Annotated in this window: 8 protein-coding genes; 6 read left to right on the top strand and 2 right to left on the bottom strand. The window is 45.1% G+C overall.

What is annotated here, in order from left to right; all coding sequences use genetic code 11:
• Positions 1–385 precede the first annotated feature (385 nt).
• The 4 genes from ACJJIR_RS12570 to ACJJIR_RS12555 all read left to right on the top strand — a co-directional run bounded on the left by ACJJIR_RS12570 (position 386) and on the right by ACJJIR_RS12555 (position 10,205).
• The gene (locus ACJJIR_RS12570) at positions 386–2,323 is read left to right on the top strand and encodes a hypothetical protein (protein ID WP_444905606.1); all 1,938 of its coding nucleotides are present in this window, start codon (positions 386–388) and stop codon (positions 2,321–2,323) included.
• Positions 2,324–2,688: 365 nt separating this feature from the next.
• Positions 2,689–7,641 carry an RHS repeat-associated core domain-containing protein gene (locus ACJJIR_RS12565; protein WP_444905605.1) on the top strand — a complete coding sequence of 1,651 codons (4,953 nt, stop codon included), beginning with the start codon at positions 2,689–2,691 and terminating at the stop codon, positions 7,639–7,641.
• 4 nt (positions 7,642–7,645) lie between these two features.
• Positions 7,646–8,074 carry a hypothetical protein gene (locus ACJJIR_RS12560; RefSeq protein WP_444905604.1) on the top strand — a complete coding sequence of 143 codons (429 nt, stop codon included), beginning with the start codon at positions 7,646–7,648 and terminating at the stop codon, positions 8,072–8,074.
• 1,162 nt (positions 8,075–9,236) lie between these two features.
• Positions 9,237–10,205 (top strand): DJ-1/PfpI family protein, encoded by a 969-nt coding sequence (locus ACJJIR_RS12555; RefSeq protein ID WP_444905603.1) that lies wholly within the window; start codon positions 9,237–9,239, stop codon positions 10,203–10,205.
• 643 nt (positions 10,206–10,848) lie between these two features.
• On the opposite strand, the gene ACJJIR_RS12550 is transcribed toward ACJJIR_RS12555, so the two are convergent.
• Positions 10,849–12,378 (bottom strand): flavin-containing monooxygenase, encoded by a 1,530-nt coding sequence (locus tag ACJJIR_RS12550; RefSeq protein WP_444905602.1) that lies wholly within the window; start codon positions 12,376–12,378, stop codon positions 10,849–10,851.
• Between the two features lie 115 nt (positions 12,379–12,493).
• Between ACJJIR_RS12550 and ACJJIR_RS12545 the strand changes: the two genes are divergently transcribed.
• Positions 12,494–13,531, top strand: coding sequence for an AraC family transcriptional regulator (locus ACJJIR_RS12545; protein ID WP_444905601.1), 1,038 nt, complete (start codon positions 12,494–12,496; stop codon positions 13,529–13,531).
• A 22-nt stretch (positions 13,532–13,553) separates the two neighbouring features.
• Here the strand turns inward: ACJJIR_RS12545 and ACJJIR_RS12540 are convergent, their stop codons facing one another.
• Positions 13,554–15,086 (bottom strand): DUF1254 domain-containing protein, encoded by a 1,533-nt coding sequence (locus ACJJIR_RS12540; RefSeq protein WP_444905600.1) that lies wholly within the window; start codon positions 15,084–15,086, stop codon positions 13,554–13,556.
• Between the two features lie 880 nt (positions 15,087–15,966).
• Between ACJJIR_RS12540 and ACJJIR_RS12535 the strand changes: the two genes are divergently transcribed.
• Positions 15,967–17,442, top strand: coding sequence for a class I adenylate-forming enzyme family protein (locus ACJJIR_RS12535; protein WP_444905599.1), 1,476 nt, complete (start codon positions 15,967–15,969; stop codon positions 17,440–17,442).
• Positions 17,443–17,474 lie beyond the last annotated feature (32 nt).

The following is a 17,474-nucleotide window of genomic DNA, read 5'->3' as shown; positions in this document are numbered from 1 at the left end:
GTGTGTTAGTTTGGTTTTTTATTTGCTTTTCTATCCTATCATTAGGTTAGTGTTGGATACTGCCCTATTTAATATCTTTTTATCTTTTTATCTTTTTATCTTTTTATCTTTTTATCTTTTTATCTTTTTATCTTTTTATCTTTTTATCTTTTTATCTTTTTATCTTTCGGTGCCTGGAGTTTGTACGCCTTATTTAGGGTTCTGTCGGTGTTGAATGTCTCATTTTTAAGCTTCCTTATTGTGTTCATATTTTTTTAAGTTACGCACAGAATTAAATTTCGTTTCCGCTAAAATTTCGCCCACTTTTGCATTTCATGACTGTCCGGAACTTATATTTTGGACAGTACCTAACACCAAAATAAAAAACACGGCACTTAAGGCGATTATGGAAAAGTTATTCGGGCAGAAATTATTGGTAATTGCACTAACCGCGGCACTTGCAGCTTGTGGTGGAGGGGGAGGTTCGTCGGATTCTGACTCCGATTCACCACCTGTGAGCGATGGCGGAGATGATAATAGTGGGGGTAATCAAGATGGAGGAAGTGGAACAGGTGATAGCGGGGATGACTCCTCATTGCCTGATAATGACCCATCGACTGTAACCGTTGGAGATGTGTCAACAGCTGAACTCGGGTTTGCAACAATTACCGCTACAGATATCACTTTGCCTAACGCAATGGTAAATGCTCAGGAAGTTTACCAGCTGGCCCACTATATTGGCCGTACGGACAGTGAGCAGGATGAGGAAAATATTGATATTCCTATCCGTAGCTATACGGCCTCCTGTGCTACGGATACTGCCCAGCCAAAAATGTATGTATCCACAACTTTGTCAGAGGGGAATAGTGCCTCTGATACAACCTATGGGTCCGTTTACGAGCTTCAATATAACCCAGATAGCATGAGCTTCGAGCAGACGGGTAACGCCACCATTCTGAATCAATGCTATGAGTCACATGGTATTACGGCCAGTTCGGATTGCTCCAGGGTAGCTGTTTTATGCAATACCGAATATAAGGCCAGTGAGCGATATGATATCGAGAAAGATCTGGTAGAAGAGTACGGTACAACCTGGATGAAGATTGAAGATAATCTTGACAGTGTTGCAGGTACCGATAATGAAGAGAAGTATAATGACCAGATCTGGCTAATGGAGTGGGATAACAAGCCTATAACAGAAACTCCAGATGCCTATGTTGTCAATAAAATGCATGGTGGCACTCATTTGGGGACTCAGGAGCTATTGTACGTAGAGGATGATAGCCAAGGGCGCACAAGTTATGCATTTTCCGTGACTGCTCGTGTTCTTGTTAGCGGTTCGCATTATTCGGCAGGGCTGACGGTAATCAATCGGGATGACTGGTCAATGTCCTTCTCTGGAGATGATCACCGGGGTTGGTACTGGGCGTGTGGCCATGGCCACGTTCTGAATATTCGAGCCTTTTATAATCCGGGGAATGAGATGTACGGTGCTCTGTGTACCAGTGATGGAAATAAATATTATCCGTCACCGGGCCTGAATGCGATCGCCATTAAAATGGAGGACAGTGGATCTTCTGTTTATGAAGGCACCTATAATCATTTAGTACCATCTACAAGTGCGATGATATCCAACGGTGGTGGCCATACGGTTGTCCCGGTTGATGCCGATACAAATCTCTCAGTTATTGTCTCTCCAAAGTACATTGAAGATTCGAACATGGATATGTTCTTACAGGGTGAGCTGGGCATCGATACAAGTGGTGATGGCCCCTTCGATGAGGAATGTGCTGATAACGGCATTCGCAATTGCTTCTTCTCATATATCGACAGTGGTGAATATCCCGTAATTTCGAGGCAGGGTCTCTACTCTGGAGATGCCTTGGATACTACTTCCCTGACACGTGTAGGTATTGCAAAAGTTGATGGGGAAGGCAGTATTGAAGGTAATGGCATTGAATGGCTGGCAACGGATTCTGACTGCCAAATTAGTGATCCCCAGTTGGTTGATCTGAAAAATGGCCGTTACTTATTTGGGTACGCGCAGTTCCAGTGTATCTCCGATAACCTCCCGTACAATCGCAGTAACAATAAGAGTGGTGATGCCATGCGTATGTTGGTGCCAAAAGCTTACTATGTAATGGAGATTGATGCAGACTTGAATGTACTTGAGGGGCCGGTAAAGCTGACTGACTACGGTTGGGGTGGTTTGGATGAGCCTATGTACTTGGGTAATGGTAAAGTTGCCTGGAGCTATATTAAGAATCCTACCCTGGATAATTATATAGGCGGCCAACAAAATGTTTGGCAGGCAATAGTTTATCATTCTGACAGCGTAAATTAATTGCGCTGATTTGGGGTAAGCTTAGGCTTGCCCCAAATTGAATTATACCTCTGCATCTGTAGTAATTTATCTCCCTCTCTTTAAGTTGTTTTCGTAACTCAGATATACGTTCCATTACATTAGGATGCATCATTTTTTATTGTGCTCCTGTGTAATCCATTTCCTAATTTCCCCTCAGTATAATCGCGCGGCTTTCCCGTTCCGAAAACCACTTTTCGTTAACAGTGGTGACAGAAGTTCCGACTCCCTGAGTTGCGAAGACTGAAGTTGGAAAGGGCAGAGTACTTTTAGTGGACTTTATTTTGCTTTGAGCTAGCAGCGAAGGAATGTTGCATGGCTGGTTCGTAATCAATAAAGAGTGAGTTATGCAGCTATTTGTTGAGAATACATATGGAATTGTTTACCTGGCTCGAAGAGGGAGCGGTTTTAGCTCCGGATCTTCACTGCCAGCTAGTGCTGAGCAAACCCTGGAAATGTTCAGTGTTTCAGCTCTTCAAGAAATTTACGATTACTTCCTGGGTATGGGAGGGAGTTGTTCAGATCCTCTTCAACCAGGCAAGCAGCCTTATAGATGGGGTGACTTATCAGCCTCATTCCATTTAGATGCTCCTTCAAGCTACTCCTGGGTTGAGAGAGCTATTTATAAGGAGTTAGTTCAAAACCGCTTGGTAATCGAAGAGGCTCCATTTGCTGATGCGGTGCTAGCCGACAAGCAGTCCCAATTGATTCCTAAAATCGATACAGGCCTTCAGTATATTGTTGACCTAGGGCGAGTTAATTCAAGGTTATCGAACAATGAATCTACTGATCAGAGTGACTTTACCGGAGGACTAGCAATATGGCGTAAAGATTTATCTGAAGTAGAGACTTTGGTGAGTTCTATTCGCCCTTTGATGGCGCAGGGGTGCACCGCTAGGAACTATCTGCTGTATGAAAAGAACATTGAAAAGCAAGATGAAAAATCTATACCGACTTCTAGCAGGTCCCTAGTAGCTGCGCTTGGTTTCGATGCCAATAAAGTTACCCAGCAGCACTTAGAGTTAGCCTTTGAAGTAGCTGAAACTTTATACCAGGATGCGAGAATACGTGAAACAAGTTTACGTTTCTTCCGCGATTACTTAAAAGCTCTATACCCATCGGAGGTTGCCCTACCAGAAAATGGCCTTTTTGAGATTATCTTAACATTCGCCATGGTAGCATCCGTGAGCGATTCCAACGCTGTCGAGATTTCCAAAGATAATGCAGGCTTACTGAGGTATCTTCAGGGCGTTAGTAACCTAATGCTGGAATTTGCCAAAATCAAAAAGCGTCGCAATGTATTTCTCCATAAGCGCGCAGGAAATGCTAAGGGTAATAAGGCGAGCTTCTCTGATCTGAGTTCTTCTGAAGTTGTAGTACCACCTTCCTCCGGCGGGCAAACATCAAGTTCAGGAGCGCCGCAAAGCGGTAAAGGAACAGTCAACGATAGTTCTGAAGCGGGTTCTGACAGCAGCCAGGGTTCGCAGAGCTCTCAGAATACAATTTCTGATCAGCCCGATAAAGCTGGGACCATAACCGGCACAACCCATACTGGGAAGGAAGTTCCTAATAATAGTTGTGCTATTGAAGGTGGTGATCCCATTAATTTAAAAACCGGGGAAGAGCGTTTGACCTTAGTCGATGCGCTATTAGACGGACCGCTCCCCCTTGTTTTTGAGCGTACTTATCGCAGTAGTAATCCCAGAGATTTCGGTTTGGGTCATGGTTGGACTCACACCCTGGGAGAGAGGCTAATACCGGCACCTGATAAAAGTGTTCAGTTTATGGACGCAGAGGGTCGGGTAATTAATTTTCCCTTTCCGGGGGATAGCGATCGTAGCCACAATGTTGTTGAGCAATTAACCCTTACTCGTGTCGCCGGCGATCATTGGATTATTACCCCTTACGGGGCCCCCAATGGCGTGCAAAAACATTTTAAGGCAGTCGGTGTAACAGGAGGGCTTAAGCTTGCGGAAATACGTGATGGCTATGGCAATCTCTACCTGTTTCACTATATCGATGAGCGTTTAATATGCATTGAGAGCAGTCTCGGTGAAGCCCTGCATATCAGCCCTCCGCAAGGGCAGCCGAACAGCCTGCGTATCGGTGAGCTTAAGAAGGAAACTCGCGATGGCCATATTAAAGTACTCGCAAGCTATGAGTACAGCGATGTTGGCGACCTGATTAAAGCCACTGACGCCGATGGTTACAGTGAGCAGTACCAATACCATCACCATGTAATTAAGCAGCGCACTCTAAAAACTGGCTACCGTTTCCATTTTGAGTGGGATGCCGAAGGCCCTTCTACCCGCTGTGTGAGACAGTGGGGTGACCCAATCGATGGTCAGGCGACTTACAATTACCAGTTTGACTGGGACGATGATGGTAAGGGCGTTACTGTTACTGATACCCGTGGTGGCAAAGAGCGCTACCGCTTTAACGACCGGGCCCTGCCGATCTATCACCGCGATCCCGAAGGTGCAGAGACTCTCTATAGCTACAACGACCTGGGGCGAATCACTCGGGTACAACTGCCCAGCGACGATGGAAGTCTTCGCGAGGAAATTTACCAGTACGACGACCAGGGCCGCCTGGCACAAAAGACCGATGCCGCCGGCAATAACCATCGTATCGAATACAATGCTGAAGGCCTGCCCGCAAAAGTTACCGACCCTGCTGGTAATAACTGGCATAGGGAGTACAACGAAAATGGCCAGATTGTGGCCAGCAAAGATCCCCTCGGCAATAAGACCCAATACGGCTATAACCCCGTTGGTTTGATCGGCAGTGTTACCGATCCTCTCGGCAACACCACTCGCTATCTGTGGAACCCCGAAGGCAAGCTCGCCGCAGTAAAGGACGCTATGGGCCGTGCTCAGCACTACCGGTACGATGGTGCTCGCCGGCTGGAAGAAGTGCAACACGCCCCCGGCCAGCTGACCCGCTATGAATACGACGCTCAGGATCGTATCCATGCGGTGACCACTCCAGACGGTGCCCGCACTCAGTACAGCTACAATCCCCATGGATTACTTACCGAAGTTATTGACTCTGAAGGCCGCAGCACTTGCTATGCCTACGATGGCCTCAGCCAGGTAAAGACCCGCACCAACCCGGATGGCAGCCGCCTGGAATATCACTATGACGGCGAGCGTAACCTAATCGGGCTCACCAATGAAAACGGCGAGCGCTACCAGCTAAAATACGACTTCAACGAACGCCTGATTGAAGAAGTAGGCTTCGACGGCCGCGTTACCCGCTATGCCTACAACCGTGCCGGCCACTTGGTAAGCTCCAGAGCCGTGACCGATACGGACAGCGGTAAAGGTATCGATACTATCTTCGAGCGCGATCCCTTTGGCCGCTTGTTGGAAGAGGTTACCCCGGACGGCAATACCAATTTCCGCTACAACCGCAGCGGGCAGTTGATAGAGGCGGAAAATGCCCACCGCAAATTGCGTTGGGAATACGATGCCAATGGCCGAGTTACCGGCGACTGGCAGGGCAAAGAAAAGCTTAGCCACCGATACGATGCAGCAGGTAATCGTATTGCCACTACCTTGCCCGATGGAGAAGTACTTAAGTTTACTTTTAACCCTGCCGGACAATTCCAAAGCCTGTACCGTCGCCCTTTAGGTAGTGATACTGATGAGTTAATCACCCGTGTCAGCCATGATGAACAGGGTAGGGAAAGCCTGCGTCAACACGGCAATGGGCTGGAAAGCCAGAGAGACTACGATCCCCAAGGCCGCCTGCAAAAACTCAGACTAGGCAAAACAAGTAATGTAAATCAGAAACCAGTGTCCGATCCTTCTTCAGGCACAAACCTAGTCCTTGAGCGTAGCTACCAGTACAACAAAGCTGGCCAGATAGCCAAAATTGAAGACAGCCTGCGCGGTAATCGTAGCTACCACTACGATGCTCTGGACCGCCTTACCCAGGTAGACGGTCCCAACCCAGAATATTTTGTACACGACCCTGCGCACAATATCCTTGCCGCTGCCAACTCAAAAGACGAAGCCAAACAGCAAGCCAGTGCTACCCAGGTAAAAGGCAATCGTCTCGCTTTTCGCGGTGATACTCACTACCGCTACGATATTTACGGTAATCGGATTGCTGAACTGCGTGGTAAAGGACAAAAACTGCAGACGCGCTATCACTACAACAATCGCCAGCAGTTGGTGCATGTAGAGAAGCTAAAGGTGGAAGAGGGTGTAGAGCACCTTCAACAAGATATTCACTACCAGTACGACCCGCTGGGTCGCCGTATTAGTAAGGCTGAAAACAAAGAGAAAAATGATTTCCTTTGGGATGGCGATACCCTCTTAAAGGAAGCTAATACCGATATTCAAACCAAACAGGACCTCAGTGCCCGTACCTACTACTTCGAACCGGGCACCTTTAAACCGGTTGCTTTAAACGAAAGTAAGCTAGATAAAGAAGAGGTCTACTACTATCACCTGGACCACCTTGGCACTCCAGATACCCTTACCAACCAGGCTGGTGAAGTGGTATGGAGTGTTGCCTACAAGAGCTATGGCAATATTGCCTTAGCCTATGAAAATCAGATAGAGCAGCCGATCCGTTTCCAGGGGCAGTATTTTGATGAAGAAACTGGGCTGCATTACAACCGGTTTAGGTACTATGATCCAGTGGCTGGAGAATTTATCCAGCAAGATCCGATTGGATTATTTGGGGGATCAAACAATTATCGATATGTACCCAATCCGATTGAGTGGATTGATCCATTTGGATTAAAATCTGACACTGATGATTGCAATTTAGGCTCAAGTGTTCCAGACGTGGGGGAAGGCTTTGATTCGGATGGAGTTTATCGTGGAACAATACCTAAAACTAATGACCATTTTTTTGAAGAACTTACCAAGGATGATACATTTTTGTTTGAAGCACCAGGTAGAACTCCAGGACATCTCGATAAGCATGGTTTGACTCACAAGGACCCTAGAGTATTAGATGTTCTAAATAATCCTGATAGGATATTTTCCGGAAGAAATTTCTATGGAAACCATGTGGATATATATTTTAAAGATGGCAAAGCTGTGTTTACTGATGCAGGTAATAAGAGAAGCTTGATAACTGCTTATGGTTGGCCGCAGAAAAGTAGAGGACGCGTAGTCACAAAATTAGTAAAGGTTGAACAATGGGTTGACCCAGATTTTCAGCGAGGAGGTAAAGGTGGATGGAATCACAGTGTCGGTGAGAGATATGCTGAGATCAAATTATCTGAGCCGCAAACTAGAATTAATGACCGTAATTATCCATTGTTTGAATTGGAGTAATATTATGTCTAAATCTAAGTTATTACTAAATGAACTCATGATCCAAAATTCATTGGCTGAGGATAAGCTTAATGATCTTTTTTCTTGTTTAGTTAAATCTTTGGGGGATGGTGTTGGTGTTAAATTAAAATTTGATGTGCAAGATGTTTTAAGTGAAGGTGTTTATAGGTGTAATGCATATGATGTTACTCCGCTTTTGGGAGAGTTGAAAGTAAGTGTTACCGCTAATGTTATAGTAAACTGTACACAAAGTAATCCGAATATCAGTGCTGATGTTTTACTGCATTCCCAAGGTAAAATACTTGAGGTGGAGGGGAAAAAATCGTATGTCACTTACATTTGTCACGCTGATAAAGGTTTTGAGTGGAAGTTTGAGTCTTGGAAATATGATGAAAATGGGTTTTACGATGACTTGCGAGAGATTGATCTATAGATTCAAAAAGAAAAGCTGAAAATTTTCAGTAATGTTATTGATCTATTAAAGCCAGAATTTGTTGAATGATTAATCAATAATGGTTTTTTGGTTCTAATGAAGGAGTTCGCCAAAGTGGCATTGCTTGCTGTCGTTGAACGGAAGTTGAGCTGTGGTGTAGAGGCAAATCCTTGGAGAGTAGTAAGTTAAGTTAGTTGGAAATGTAGTTGGTTTTAAAGGTGCTGACTTTATTTGTTGTTTAAGTGAGTTGGAGGCACGCCTCAAAAGGAGGGCGACTTAAGAAGTATGATCGTCTTAAGAAAGGTTATATCAGATTTGGGTGTCGCGGAGATGTTAGAGTATTTCAATTACCCTAAATTATCTCTGAATTAAATAGTGAAATAAAATGTAAAATCTGTAGAGATGTTTCAATTTAGCTAACATGGGGAGTCAGCAAGCGTGGTGAGTTGTGTGGTGTCATCTAGATTGGATCTGTTGGGGGTAGTTGAAGAATGATATATGCTGTTTATATACGTAGCCGCTTTAAGATGGAAGTGGTTTTCTCAATTTTGCTTCTAAAGTCTAATTGTAGACCATTTTAGTCCGTCAGCTCTGTTTAGTGATCCTGCTTAAATGGTAATCCTTTTTGCTTGCTCGCAGTCTGTAAATTGCAAAAGCTATTTTGCAGCGTCGATCTAATATTGCCGTACGAATACATGGATGCATAGATGTGTGGTCAGACTCTTGGAGCTTTCTAGCTATAGTAGTATGGAAAGAATTGAAGTCGACATAGATCACATAGATGGAAAAAGCCTTTTCACAGTAAAGCTTAGGGCTTGAGGCGACTTTTTCAAGAAGTAGATTTGGCTGGCCTAGTAAGTATCTTGTTGGCACTGCTCCCACTTTGGTAATACATTTTGTTAAGAAAGGATATGGTACGGTTGAAAGTATATAAACATTGCCAATACACAACTTAAATATGATCTCTGAAGTAAAAGTTTTCGTGTCTGACCATTGGTGTCTGAATTTGTCGACTTTATGTCATTTATGACCAACTCCACTAACTTAAACTTCTAGCCGTACCCCCTAGAAATACCTTCTCTAAATGTTTGAGCTTTGCGTGAGGTATCCGATAAGCGCTTAAGCATGTTTCTGTACTCACCAAAATAAAAAGGAAATAGCCATGCGATCTTTAATCTGGGCTACCCTATGCTCGCTACTTTTTAGCAATATGGTCTGGGCCCACTCCACATCTAAAGATGCCTTTCATATTGGAATATTATTGTACGACGGTGCACAAACCATTAATTATGCCGGACCCTATGAGGTTTTTGGGCAAGCCAATTACCGTTTGACAACGGTTTCGGAGGGTGGTGGAACCATTACTTCAGCCATGGGGCTTAAAGTGACTCCAGATACCAGCTTTGATCAGGATAATCAATTTGATGCAGTAATTATCCCGGGGGGCAGCATTAATGAACCAATGGAGAGCCCGGAAGTATTACAGTGGATTAAAGAGCAGTCCAAACAGGCTCAGTATGTTCTATCGGTATGTAACGGTGCTTTTATTTTGGCGAGTACTGGACTCCTGGATGGTAAGAAAGCAACCACCATTCGCGGAGCATTTGATTCTTTCGAGAAGAACTTCTCTGATGTTGAATTGGTAAAAAATAAAAAGTTTGTTGATAACGGCAAGTTTATTACTACAGCTGGCCTTTCATCTGGTATAGACGGCGCTTTATATCTGGTAAGCAAGGTTGATACGATTGAAAAAGCCAAAAGTGTCGCAGCGAAGATTGAGTACCTGTGGGTGCCAGAGGGGGGCTATATCCGGGGGATGATGGCGGATAAAATTATGCCAAACCTTGGTGACTTGCCTGAGTCAATTCAGTTTGTTTCTAAGAAGTATAGCTATGGTAGCCTGGAAGAATGGTACACCGCGTTTCAGCTTTCCGGTGATGTGGAAACTGTAAAAGCCTGGTTAAGTGAGCAAATGAAAGAAAATCCCAAGTGGAGGAAGGGTAAGTCTATTGACAATAAATGGGTGTATCAGTTTTCTGATGGTCGTACTGTATTGCAAGTTGACTTCGTTGCTCCCTCTGATATCAATCCTTGGGTGCTTAAGTTCAGCATATTAGATCAAGCGTCATAATTTGGTAGCTGTCGTTAAAGGTGGAGACGATAAAACCTAGAATATAGGAAAAGTATTTGCTTTCTGGCCTTCAGATTGAACATACCGTTTGCACCGCCACATCGTCATTTTTGAATGACATTGGGAAGGTTCTTCATTCCGGCGATAGCATATTTGATAGGGCTTGGAAATTGACCAGCCCCTTTTAATATTATTAAAAGTTTGGAAATTTGTGAACGACGGGTTTTTTCCGCCGGTAACTTGAATTTGACAAATTCTGTCCCAGTTTTCTAGTTGTATACTTACAGAAGACGCGATTGAAACTGTTGATAGCGAGGACAAAATTAAAAAAATACTCACAGCTCTCACAATAAGCCATCCTATCTGGTGACCTAATATTCGGATTTGCTACCCCATGATTATATGGTTACGTGAAGCCCGTAACGAATTCCGAGAAGGCATCGGTGGCGGATTAATTAGAAGTGTTTGTTACTTTTTTGTGAGGTGCGACTGTCAGGTCAAATAATATTAATCGCGGTTGTTCACTATGGGGTTTTAGTCTGGGCTTGGAGTTAGGCATTTTGTGCGGCCTCTATATCCGTCTACCGGATGAAAAGTAAAATAGATGCGAGCCGAGGCTCGCATTATTAATGCTACCTGAAATTTAAATACTGCTTACTTCGATAGAGGATGTGTTGTTTTTATCTTGTGCCTTTTGAGTTTTCTCGGTGTCAATTTGGTGAGGCAAAAAAGTTAAAAATTCATCCTCAATCGCTGAATCAAGGAGTATCTTACAGTCCTCTTCATAGTTATTTAACAGGCGCCATGGATAGCGCTTACCTTGCCTGGGAAGTTCTCCATTTGCCCGTTTTACATAGCCAGAGTCCAGGCTGCTCATTACCGAACCTTGTTCAGAACTGCCTTCGCTATCTATCGCTGTACACACTTGAAAGTTATTTGTTTCCATATACTTGAATAATCGGCAAATATAGCGAGCGGTAATGTCTGCTTTAAGAGTCCAGGGAGCGTTGGTATAGCCGAATACCCATGAGATGTTAGGAACCCCCTCCATTAGCACTGCTTTGTAAGTCAGCTTTTGATTGACTGCTACCGGTGTACCATCAATACAGAGCTTGATACCTCCTAGCACTTGTAACTTTAATCCGGTCGCACTGATAACAATGTCTGCGTCTAATTGTTGCCCTGACGTAAGCAGGATACCCTTATCTGAGAAGGTTTCTATTTCACCGGTGGCAACAGAAGCTTTCCCTGAGCAGATTGAGGAGAACAGATCTCCGTCAGGTACAACGCAGAGACGTTGATCCCAGGGGTTGTAACTGGGATCGAAGTGACTGAGATCGTAATTAGCTGGAAGGCTTTTTCTTACATCTTTTAATAGTAACTTTCTAATAAAGTTAGGCCAGCGCTTAGCAGCTTTAAAAATCCAGCGCTGCAATTTGATATTGCGCCAGCGTCCTAGCCTGTGGACCCAGGGTGCTGGCAGAAATTTTGATAGTACACGAGAGATTTTATCGATAGATGGAACTGAAATGATATAGCTTGGGGAGCGTTGCAACATGGTGACATGTTGGACGGTGGTTGCGAGCGAGGGGACCAGGGTAACAGCGGTGGCGCCGCTGCCGATCACGATAACACGCTTGCTGCGGTAGTCCAGATTTTCTGGCCACTGTTGGGGATGAATAAGTTTTCCTTGATAGTTTTCTATACCTGGATATTGCGGCAAGTAGCCCTCTTTATGGTCGTAATACCCAGTACAGGCAATCAGAAAACTACAGGTATATCTCACTGGGCTGCCAGATTCGGTGTTGTGACCTTCCAGAGTCCAAGCTCGGTCTGTACTGGACCAGTTTGCCGTAGTTAAATTTATTCCAAAGTGAATTCTCTTTTTAACGTCATATTGCTCTGCGGTGGTTTCAATATATTTTTGGATAGATGGGCCATCCGCGAGTATTTTCTCGCCGGACCAGGGTTGGAAGTCATAGCCGAAGCTGTACATATCGGAATCAGATCGAATGCCCGGGTATTTAAAAAGGTCCCAGGTACCGCCGACTTGTGCCCGCCGCTCGATAATGGCGAAGCTGCGCCTGGGACATTCGCGACTCAAATGACAAGCCATTCCCACGCCTGAGAGTCCCGCGCCGATAATTAATACATCGAAATGAGTCGATTTCACAATCCCTATCCCCGCAAATTTCTATGCCTTATAGACTGGGTAGATGTGCCCATGATTTATTGTTAGATTGCGACAAATAATTGTCTTTCCGCGCCACAAAGATGGGGAGCAAGTTATGGGTAGCCTTGTACGAGTCAGTATTCTTTCCGGTTTCAGTGAATTCGTGGAGCAGCTTGGGGGCAGGGGGGAAGCCTTCTTGGCCGAGTTCGGTATGCCTTGTAATATCAGTCCGGCGGATTCCCGCCTGGTATCATTTGTTGAGGTCGCGCGCCTGTTGGAAACTGCAGCACGCCGGTTAGATCGCCCCGATTTGGGGCTGTGCCTCGCATCGCGACAAGGGGTGGACCGCTTGGGTGGGATAGGTGTAGTTGCATGCAACGCGGCCACTCCCCGGCAAGCCTTGCTATCCGTTAGGCGCTTTCTTTCTCTTCATAGTTCATCCCTCAGTATGCAAATGGAGCCATTAAGTGAAGGAGATGTACTACGTATTGTTTTTGATTGGCAGGACCCAGCTCTCAGTAGCTATCGCCAGATCCGGGAGCAGGTGCTGGGAAATACGCTGACGATGATACGGATGTTGGTAGAGACTGAGTGTTGCCCGCAAAACGTACTGCTGCCTCATGGTCCTCAAATGGCAGAGGGTGACTACTGCAATTACTTTGGCTGTGAGGTTCTGTTTAGCTCGGGCTATTGCGCGATGGACTTCCCTGCTGCATTTCTGGATACACCACTGAAGTCTGCCGATCCAGTGGTTGAGCGATTGGCCATTCACCATTTGGAGCAGCAGAGCGCGACGCTGCCCGTTCCTCTAACTGTAGAAATTCGACAATTACTCAGTGAAATACTGCCCAGCGGCAGATCTCAGCTCGGCACTGTGGCAGGGGCGCTGAAGCTCCACCCCAGAACTTTACAGCGCCGCCTGGCTGCGGAAGGGCTTAGGTTCGAAGAACTATTGGATAACGTGCGGCGGGATCTGGCGACTCGATACTTATCCGATCCGAATCTGGCCTTGGGGCAGATTACGGGTTTGTTGGGGTACTCCGAGCAGAGTACATTTCAGCGAGCTTGTCGACGTTGGTTTGCGGAGACTCCCCGGAATCACCGCTTGCGCCTTGCAGGCAGCGCAATTGTGGGGCGGCCAGAATCTCCGTGAAAGCCTGGAGGGGGCAGTTCTTTCAATATTCAGTAGGCTCCACCTCTCCAGGACGCCAGGTTTTCTCCAGCCATGGCCCCAAGGGTCCATACAGTCTCAGGATTACGAAAAAACCTTTGTTAGGTAAGGTCTCCAGCCAGTTTTTCTCAAACCCTTTTGGCGCCTTGGGTCCAAAATAAACGTCATAAGAACCATCGGAATTTTGTCTTATCCCTTTCGACTGGCTGCTTACTGCGGGAAAGGGTTGGCTGGTTTTTAACATTGAGCGCGTTTGGCTGTCGTAGATATTTACTGCCCAAAAGGCATTGACCGGTACATCGGGGGGCAGGTGCAATTTGTATTTTCTAGAGCCATCAAAAGGCTCTTTGTTTTCATCGACAAAGGCAATGGCGTAATCAGAACCTTTGCCAGGTTCAATAGCAGTCATTGCTGGGCTGACACCGGTATAGGGGTAGAAGTAGCTGACTCGGGCGTCACTATTAATGGTTTTGCCATCGGGGCCATTGAAGAAGATGTTCTTGCCGGGAAACGCCATTACCCAGGCGCTATCTGTGCCTGGGTAGATTTTGATATCGGAGAGGGATTTGTCTGTCCGTGGGTACCAAACAATTGAGCGGGCTATACCATTACCAATTGCAACTGCGTCCGTAAGAATTTTGGTCATTCTTTTATCTGGACTGAAGGCTTTCCCTTTTTCAATGCCAATTGAGGCAAAGAGGCCGCGCGTTTCTGGGTTAAGCATCCCAACCCACTCGTATTGAACGACTTCATTAAGGTGCTTATAGAATTGATAGTCATTAGGGTGGATGGTGTTGAAGGCCTTTCCAGACGCACTGATAAAGACCATCCTTGGCGGGTTACCTTTTTGAGCCAGGGGGTAGATTCTCAAGTTGTCTTTGATGTTTTGCACGGCCTCCGGCAAAGGCTGGTTACTTGGCGAGCGCATAAACACCCACAGTCGGAAGGAGCGAGGGTAGATGGGAATGTAGCCGAAGGGAATATTGCCTTTATAGTCTGGTGGCAGTAACAGAAACTTTCCCCCGCGTCCCTTATCCGGGCCAGAGGAGCCGATATCTTCAACAAAGCGGAACCAGGCATCATTAAACGCGCCCATAACGTCGGGCGGCGAGTGAAACACAGTTGGTCCGTCTCGTTTTAGATCTAAAAAAGCCAGCGTATAGATAGTCGAAGTATTGCCTGTGAGAAAAAGAGACTCAGAGTTCATTAATCGATCGAAAATTAAGACTTCATTGGCAGACTTAGCGCCAAGCTCTCTTCCCCCTTTCATTAGAGCATGTACTGATGCTCCCTGAATTCCTTTGAGGAAACTATCTACCGCACGCATATGATCCAAATAGTCGTAGAGCTTTTCTGCGGTCTGGGGGTAGGGGGCGCCATCGCGGAATTCGAGGGTGCCAATACTGCTGTCCACCTTATCTGGAGTACTGATTGATTTCAGAGTCTCTGGATGTAAATCGGCGCAAAGCGGCAGAGAGCAGGTTAACAGAAGAAAAACTCCGACAGACCCAAATGCGTACTGAAGTAATCGAATCAAAATAGCTACCTCTATATGCAAGGCGTGCGTGATACGTAAGTGTGTGGTATTGCTTCCTCTATTGGGGTTATTTCGTGCCAATTTTTTGTGTTAACTGCCGGATTATGAAGATGGCTATCCCCAGGCGTAACTTGAGTATCTTTAGCGATAAGTTTGGCTTAATTTTGATCTGGTGAGGCCGGTGATTCAAAAGGTCAATTTTATTGTGATTATTGGTCTGTAGTATTTAGGCTGGCGCCCATGTTTTGTCTGGCAGAACCGGATTTAAAGGTTTACTTGAAGTCAGTAATTTCACGCCGCTACTGATTTGGCCTCTGTAATCGAAATTATTACATTAACTTGTATTCAAATATTTATCTGGCTTTCAGTGCCGGTAGCCGATCACTTGTAAAAGAAATCTCTCAAGGTTTCATGGTTCTCAAAAACCAGCTTCAGAAAATAAGTTTGAGTAATTTTTAATATTTGCCCATTCTATTTTGTGACCATTCGGTTCAAATTTTCTGGGCTTTATAGGGTTCCATCACCAAAAAAATTATTTTCTTTTTTTTGGTCATTTGATGGAATTAAATCCTGAATAAATTGGTTTTTCATTGCCTATTTTTTTACTTGGTAGTGGTTCGAGATCGGAAAAGGGTTTATTAACTTCTTGATTTATTTGTCTTTTTGAATGTTTGTAATGTTTAGTCAGATCGAATAATTTCTAACAGGATGAAAATTTTCATGGATTGATAAAGAGGTTGTCATAAGCTTTACAGAAAATGCTTGTCATTATTGGGTCATCCGATTTATAAAATGATCGTCCCATGTAGCCGGTTTGAATAGTTTTTTTTAGGCTTATTCGGACTAGATCAAAAATCTTAGAATAATAAATGGACTAAAAATGTTTTCTCTTGCCAGCCTGTTCGAGAAAGTTGTGAAAAAATGTTGGCAAGGTCGTCTGGAAAATCTGGATGGTGAGGTTTTGACCGCGGCTCACTGTGAGGATGCGTGGCTCTCACTTACAAATGAAGAAGTTTGTTTCAGTTCTGGCGACCGCATTTTAGTGTGTACTCAGTCTGAAATAGAGGCGGTCGCCATTATGTTGGCGGCGTGGAAGATGGGGTTGGTGGTTGTACCTGCCAAGGGGGATCTGAGCCAAGCTTCAATTAAAATGATCGCTTCAGACTGTAATGCCAAGGCGATTTGGCGTGCTGGAAAAATTGAGGCCTTGCCCGATTATCAGCAGGAATGCTCAAAGTTTGAAGTATCTTCTACTCCAGTGGTCACAGGCGTAGATCTGGCTCTGGTTATCTATACCTCAGGAAGTACTGGTAAGCCAAAAGGCATTATGCTTACCCATCAAAATGTTCTGACCTCCTTGGCCTCAATTTCCCAATATTTGGGCCTGACAGCACAGGACAGAATTTTGTGCTTATCCCCTTTATCATTTGACTACGGTCTTTATCAGGTACTATTTGCGCTATATAGCAACTGTACAACCATCCTCTACGACAAACCATTTAATCCCATACAAGCCCTTAAAACGATTTCAGAGCGGGATATATCTGTTCTTCCGATCGTGCCAGCAATGGGGGCTGCCCTGGTGAAACTGGTGGGTTTGGTTAAACCTGATCTCAGCAATCTGCGCAGTATCACCAATACTGGGGGCCATTTATCTGAGTACATGATTCGCGCCTGGAAGGAGTACTGCCCAAATCTAAATGTTTTCTCTATGTATGGTTTGACTGAGTGCAAGCGAGCCTTGTACTTGGAGCCAGAGCTTTGGGAAGAAAAGATGGGTTCAGTTGGCAAGCCGATCCCTGGCCTGGATGCACGTGTATTTATACCTCACTCAGAGGTCAGTAAATTTAGAGAAGCAAAAGCTGATGAGGTAGGTGAGCTTTATGTTCGTGGGACGGCAGTGATGCAAGGCTACTATAACCCCGCCGCTCAAGGTGGTGCAGAAATCTTTTCGGGCAGATATCGGGACGACAATTGGTTGGCGACGGGAGACCTTTTTACCCGTGATCAGGATGGCTTTTTCTATTTTAAAGGGCGTTCAAAAGACTTAATAAAACAAGGTGGATTTTGCCTGTTTCCAAAGGACTTGGAAAATCATATTGATATGTGCCTATTGGTGCATATCAATGCAGTCATCGGCACCAAAGATAAACTCGAAAATGAAGTGGCTACTTGTGTTGTGGAGCTTCATGAGAATACCGCTGACAATCAGAAGCAGTTTCGCACTTGGCTGAAAGCGAACATAGATACTGACTACATGCCGAGAGATATCAGGTTTGTTGATGGAATTCAATTAACCGCTAATAGCAAGGTCGATAGGAAGCGCTTAGAACAGGATTTACAAGTCCATGCCTAATGATCTGAGTATATTTAGGTGGGATCCCGCCT

The organism is Microbulbifer maximicatervae (SeqCode) (assembly GCF_052467385.1).
The sequence above is the reverse complement of the archived record's forward strand: the minus strand, read 5'-3'. Positions and strand labels throughout refer to the sequence as shown.

Excerpts from the sequence above, each read along its gene's own strand:
- ACJJIR_RS12570 (WP_444905606.1), top strand. The coding sequence starts at position 386 with ATGGAAAAGTTATTCGGGCAGAAATTATTGGTAATTGCACTAACCGCG.
- ACJJIR_RS12555 (WP_444905603.1), top strand. The coding sequence starts at position 9,237 with ATGCGATCTTTAATCTGGGCTACCCTATGCTCGCTACTTTTTAGCAAT.
- ACJJIR_RS12535 (WP_444905599.1), top strand. The coding sequence starts at position 15,967 with ATGTTTTCTCTTGCCAGCCTGTTCGAGAAAGTTGTGAAAAAATGTTGG.
- ACJJIR_RS12560 (WP_444905604.1), top strand. The coding sequence starts at position 7,646 with ATGTCTAAATCTAAGTTATTACTAAATGAACTCATGATCCAAAATTCA.
- ACJJIR_RS12545 (WP_444905601.1), top strand. The coding sequence starts at position 12,494 with ATGGGTAGCCTTGTACGAGTCAGTATTCTTTCCGGTTTCAGTGAATTC.
- ACJJIR_RS12565 (WP_444905605.1), top strand. The coding sequence starts at position 2,689 with ATGCAGCTATTTGTTGAGAATACATATGGAATTGTTTACCTGGCTCGA.